We start from the raw sequence: 4,248 nt of genomic DNA, 5'->3' as shown, positions 1-4,248 counted from the left end.
AATCAGCAAGCGGTGGCCGAATAGCTCGGGAAAGCCGGCATACATGACCGTCTCGGTCACCGCGCAAATGAACCAGATCACCGGCCCCCAGGACGCCAGCATCCACAGGCCGGCAGCGGCAAAGGGAAAGAACACGGCGAGCACCACCGCCGCGACCTGCCAGTGCACGGGCATCAGGTCGAACCGCCACAGCGTACCCGGATAAAAGCCGATCAACCTGATCCAGTAGAGAATGCCGAACAGCAGGCAGTAGCCCGATATGACGCGCTGGAACCAGGCGAAGATCACCTCCACCCCGGAGGGCTGTAGCACGACGCGCCTCGAGGTCACCTCGCTCATATCAAGAGTTCCCGTTCGCCGAGCGGAGCAAAATAGGCGTCGACATCCGCTTCGCTGACCGCAGCGAGGCTTGCCGGCCGCCATTGCGGCTTCGAGCCCTTGTCGATGATGGCGGCGCGGATGCCTTCGTAGAAATCATGGCCGGCGAGCATCCGGTTGAGGATGCGGAACTCCATCTTCATGCAGGCTTCCATGGACAGCGTCAGTCCGGCGCTGATCTGCCGCCAGGCGACGCGCAGGCTGGTCGGCGAGCGGGTGCGGATCGTCGCCAGTGTCTTTGCCGCGAACTCGTCGGCGGCGGCCGCACGCTCGAGGCTGTCGATGACGCGGTTCAGGGACGGTTGCGAAAAATGGCGAACAATCGCCTCCAGCGTCGGCCTGTCGGTTTCGCGCCTTGCCTGCACGAAGAAGCCGCGCAGCACCGATTCCGGATCGCCGGTCAGCGCCAGGCGGTCGAGAAAGCCAGCCTGGTCCTCGGCCTTGATGGTGTGGGTGGCCAGCCCCGACCACAGCGCATCGCCATAGCGGATGCGATTGCCGGTCAGCGCCAGATACATGCCGAAGGAGCCGCCGAGATCAGGCAGCAGGTGGCTGGCGCCAACATCCGGAAAAAAGCCGATGCCGACCTCCGGCATGGCAAATTGGGCATTCTCGGTCATCACCCGGTGCGAGCCATGGAAGGAGATACCGACGCCGCCACCCATGACGATACCGTCAATCAGGGCGACATAAGGTTTCCTAAAACTGTTGATGCGGGCATTGAGGCGATATTCATCGGCGAAGAACTCGACCGGCGGTTTTCCCGCGCGGCCTGTCTCATAGACATGCAGGATATCGCCGCCGGCCGAAAAGGCCCTGCCCTCTGCCTTGACGACGATGACGTCGATGCCCTGATCGTCCTCCCAGGCGGAAAGGGCAGCGTCGAGCGCTCCGATCATGCGGTGCGTCAAGGCATTGAGCGCCTGCGGCCGCGTCAAGGTGACGACGCCGGCCCGGCCCAGATGTTCGAAGCGGATCTCGTCGCCTCCGCCAAAATCCATCGTGAAGAATCCCTCCCCCGGCCGCCGGGACTGAAGTGCTAAAGCGTGGCGCATGGGTGCGTCAATGGCGAGCACACCGGTGCAAGCTCTGGCCCGGACCAGGAGCCAGTGCTAAAAATCGAGCTGCAATACTAAAAAACTGCATAGAGTTCATTGCAGCGCAGCTCTGGCGGGTCTTCGAACGGGACGGTTGTTTATGACTCGATTTTCGCGCCTTGCGCCGGTGGCAATCGGGCTGAGCATCTGCTTGACTGTTCACCCGGTCAGAGCAACGACTTTGGAAGACCTCTACAGTTCGCAGACCACCGTCAACGGCAAATACGAGAAAAACCGCCAAGCCGGCTTCAAGCGCTGTCTCGACGCGGTTCTGGTCCGGGTTTCCGGCGATCAGCGCCTGCCGGCGAAACCGGAGATGGCGGCACCGCGCGACAAGGCCGGCAGCTTCGTCGCCAGCTTTCGCTACCGCGACCGCATGCAAGGCATTCCCAACCATGACGACCAGGGCACGTACGATCGGCCCCACAATCTCTACTGCCAGTACAAGCCGGCTGAAATCGACCCGGTGCTGGCCTCGCTCGGCAGCAGGCCGTGGCTGACCGAGCGGCCGCGGCTGGCGGTTTTTTTGACGACCGAGCGCGGAACAATGCATTACGCGCTCGATGCCGATGACGACCGTGGCATGCCGATGCGCGAATCGTTCGGCAATGCAGCCGGATCGCTGGCCATGCAGGTGGCTTTTCCCACGGCAGCGCAGCTGTCGCAGACCGGATTGGACGATCAGGCGCTTCGCAATGCCGAGATGACGAAGCTCGACACACTGGCGAAGAAGGCCGGCGCCAACCAGGCGCTTTCCGGCAGTCTCGTCTGGAGCGACAAGGAACTGGGCTGGATCGCCTATTGGCAGCTCAAGGCGGGCGACGAGACCTACCGCTGGCAGGTGCGCGGCGTCAATTTCGACGAGGCTTTCCGTGTCGCCATCAGAGGCGCGGCACAGATTCTGTCAGGCAATGGGCAACCCGAATAGACTTCGACCGGATCGCTGGCACAATCGTGCCGCATTGGTCAGCAGCGGGAGCTCGTGGTAAAAGCCTGCCCGAACGAGAGTATTTAGCGATGAACAAATTCACCCCCGCAAAGCCCGCCGGCGCGCGCGGCGTCGACGAGATCACCGGCAGCCGCCGTCTGCGCCGCATGCGCAAGGCCGACTGGTCGCGCCGTCTCGTGCAGGAGAACCGGCTCACAGTCGACGACCTGATCTGGCCGATCTTCGTCGTCGAGGGCAAGGGTGTCCGCGAGCCGATCGCCGCCATGCCCGGCGTCTTCCGCCTGTCCATCGATCTCGCCGTCAAGGAGGCCGAGCGCGCGGCGAAACTCGGCATTCCGGCACTCGCCACCTTCCCCAATGTGGACATCTCGCTGCGCGACCAGACCGGCTCGCATATCCTCGATCCCGACAATGTCATCAACCGCGCCACCCGTGCGATCAAGGATGCAGTGCCGCAGATCGGCATCATCACCGACGCCGCGCTCGACCCATTCACCAGCCACGGCCATGACGGCATCCTGCGCGACATCATCGCGCCATCCGACATGATGGACGGCCGCATCGGCGCCATCCGCGACGCGCTCGACGCCAATGGTTTTCAGGATGTGGCGATCATGTCCTATGCGACCAAATTCGCCTCGGCCTTCTACGGTCCCTATCGCGAGGCGGTGGGCACCGCCGGTCTGCTCAAGGGCGACAAGAAGACCTATTACATCGACCATGCCAATTCCGACGAGGCGGTGAGAGAGGCCGAACAGGACATCGCCGAGGGCGCCGACATGCTGATGGTCAAGCCCGGCCTGCCCTATCTCGACATCATCCGGCGGCTGAAGGACGAGTTCCAGATGCCGACCTTCGCCTACCAGGTGTCGGGCGAATATTCGATGATCAAGGCGGCAGGCGCCAATGGCTGGATCGACGGCGAGAAGGCAATGCTGGAATCGCTGCTCGCCTTCAAGCGCGCCGGGTGCGACGGCATCCTGACCTATTTCGCACCCGAAGTGGCGGAGATGCTGAAGGGGTAATTTCTCTTCGCGACAACGGCCGATCGCGGCGAGCAATGTCGGCCAATCCGCTTCGACATCCATACCAATTTCCGGCTCCTGGCCGGGGAATCCATAGCGAGGGCCGCTTGACCGTTGCCTGAGCTTCGTTTGAGCTTGAAAATACCGGTTGCAATTCACAATCGGTTTGTTACAAAACAACTGCTTGCAAAACACAATCTGTTATCGAGGAGGCTCGCATGTCCAAACTTCGCGTCAACGCTTTCACCCTGTCGCTCGACGGCTATGGCGCCGGTCCCGATCAGGATCTGCAAAATCCTCTCGGCGTCGGTGGGGAATCCTTGCACAAGTGGTTTGTCGACACCCGCACCTTCCGCGAGATGGTGCTCGGACAAGATGGCGGCACCACCGACGTCAACGAGGCGTTCGCGGCGCGCAGCTTCGAGAATGTCGGCGCCTGGATCCTCGGCCGCAACATGTTCGGGCCAATCCGCGGCGAGTGGCCTGACGACAGCTGGAAGGGCTGGTGGGGCGACAACCCGCCCTATCATGTGCCGGTTTTCGTGCTCACCCATCACAAGCGGGAACCGATCATGATGGAGGGCGGCACGACTTTCCACTTCGTCACTGACGGTATCCATTCAGCTCTTGAACAGGCTAAGGCTACCGCTGGCGGCAAGGACGTGCGGGTCGGCGGCGGCGTCGCCACCATCCGGCAATATCTGCAGGAAAAACTGATCGACGAGATGCATCTGGCGATCGCGCCGGTGCTGCTCGGCTCGGGCGAGAACCTTTTCGCCGGCCTCGATATGCTCAAGCT

General features: G+C 62.3%; 5 protein-coding genes. 3 read left to right on the top strand and 2 right to left on the bottom strand.

Going from position 1 to position 4,248, the window contains the following annotated elements:
* Together EOC06_RS33545 and EOC06_RS33540 are read right to left on the bottom strand one after the other, a co-directional pair.
* Positions 1 to 339, bottom strand: a 339-nt coding sequence (locus EOC06_RS33545) for a DUF6163 family protein (RefSeq protein ID WP_128309812.1), incomplete at its 3' end; no start/stop codon positions are given.
* A complete protein-coding gene (locus EOC06_RS33540) occupies positions 336 to 1,379 on the bottom strand; it encodes an enoyl-CoA hydratase/isomerase family protein (protein WP_128309811.1) in 1,044 nt (347 codons plus the stop codon). The genes EOC06_RS33540 and EOC06_RS33545, both read right to left, overlap by 4 nt.
* A 196-nt stretch (positions 1,380 to 1,575) precedes the next feature.
* On the opposite strand from EOC06_RS33540, the gene EOC06_RS33535 reads away from it, so the two are divergent.
* From EOC06_RS33535 to EOC06_RS33525, 3 genes are all read left to right on the top strand, one after another.
* The gene (locus EOC06_RS33535) at positions 1,576 to 2,403 is read left to right on the top strand and encodes a DUF2066 domain-containing protein (RefSeq protein ID WP_128309810.1); all 828 of its coding nucleotides are present in this window, start codon (positions 1,576 to 1,578) and stop codon (positions 2,401 to 2,403) included.
* Between the two features lie 89 nt (positions 2,404 to 2,492).
* Positions 2,493 to 3,449, top strand: coding sequence for a porphobilinogen synthase (locus EOC06_RS33530; protein WP_128309809.1), 957 nt, complete (start codon positions 2,493 to 2,495; stop codon positions 3,447 to 3,449).
* Positions 3,450 to 3,667: 218 nt separating this feature from the next.
* Positions 3,668 to 4,248, top strand: a 581-nt coding sequence (locus EOC06_RS33525; protein WP_164898890.1) for a dihydrofolate reductase family protein, incomplete at its 3' end; no start/stop codon positions are given.

It is taken from the genome of Mesorhizobium sp. M7A.F.Ca.MR.362.00.0.0 (assembly GCF_004023175.1).
GTDB lineage: Bacteria > Pseudomonadota > Alphaproteobacteria > Rhizobiales > Rhizobiaceae > Mesorhizobium.
This window is presented reverse-complemented; position numbering and strand designations above follow the sequence as displayed.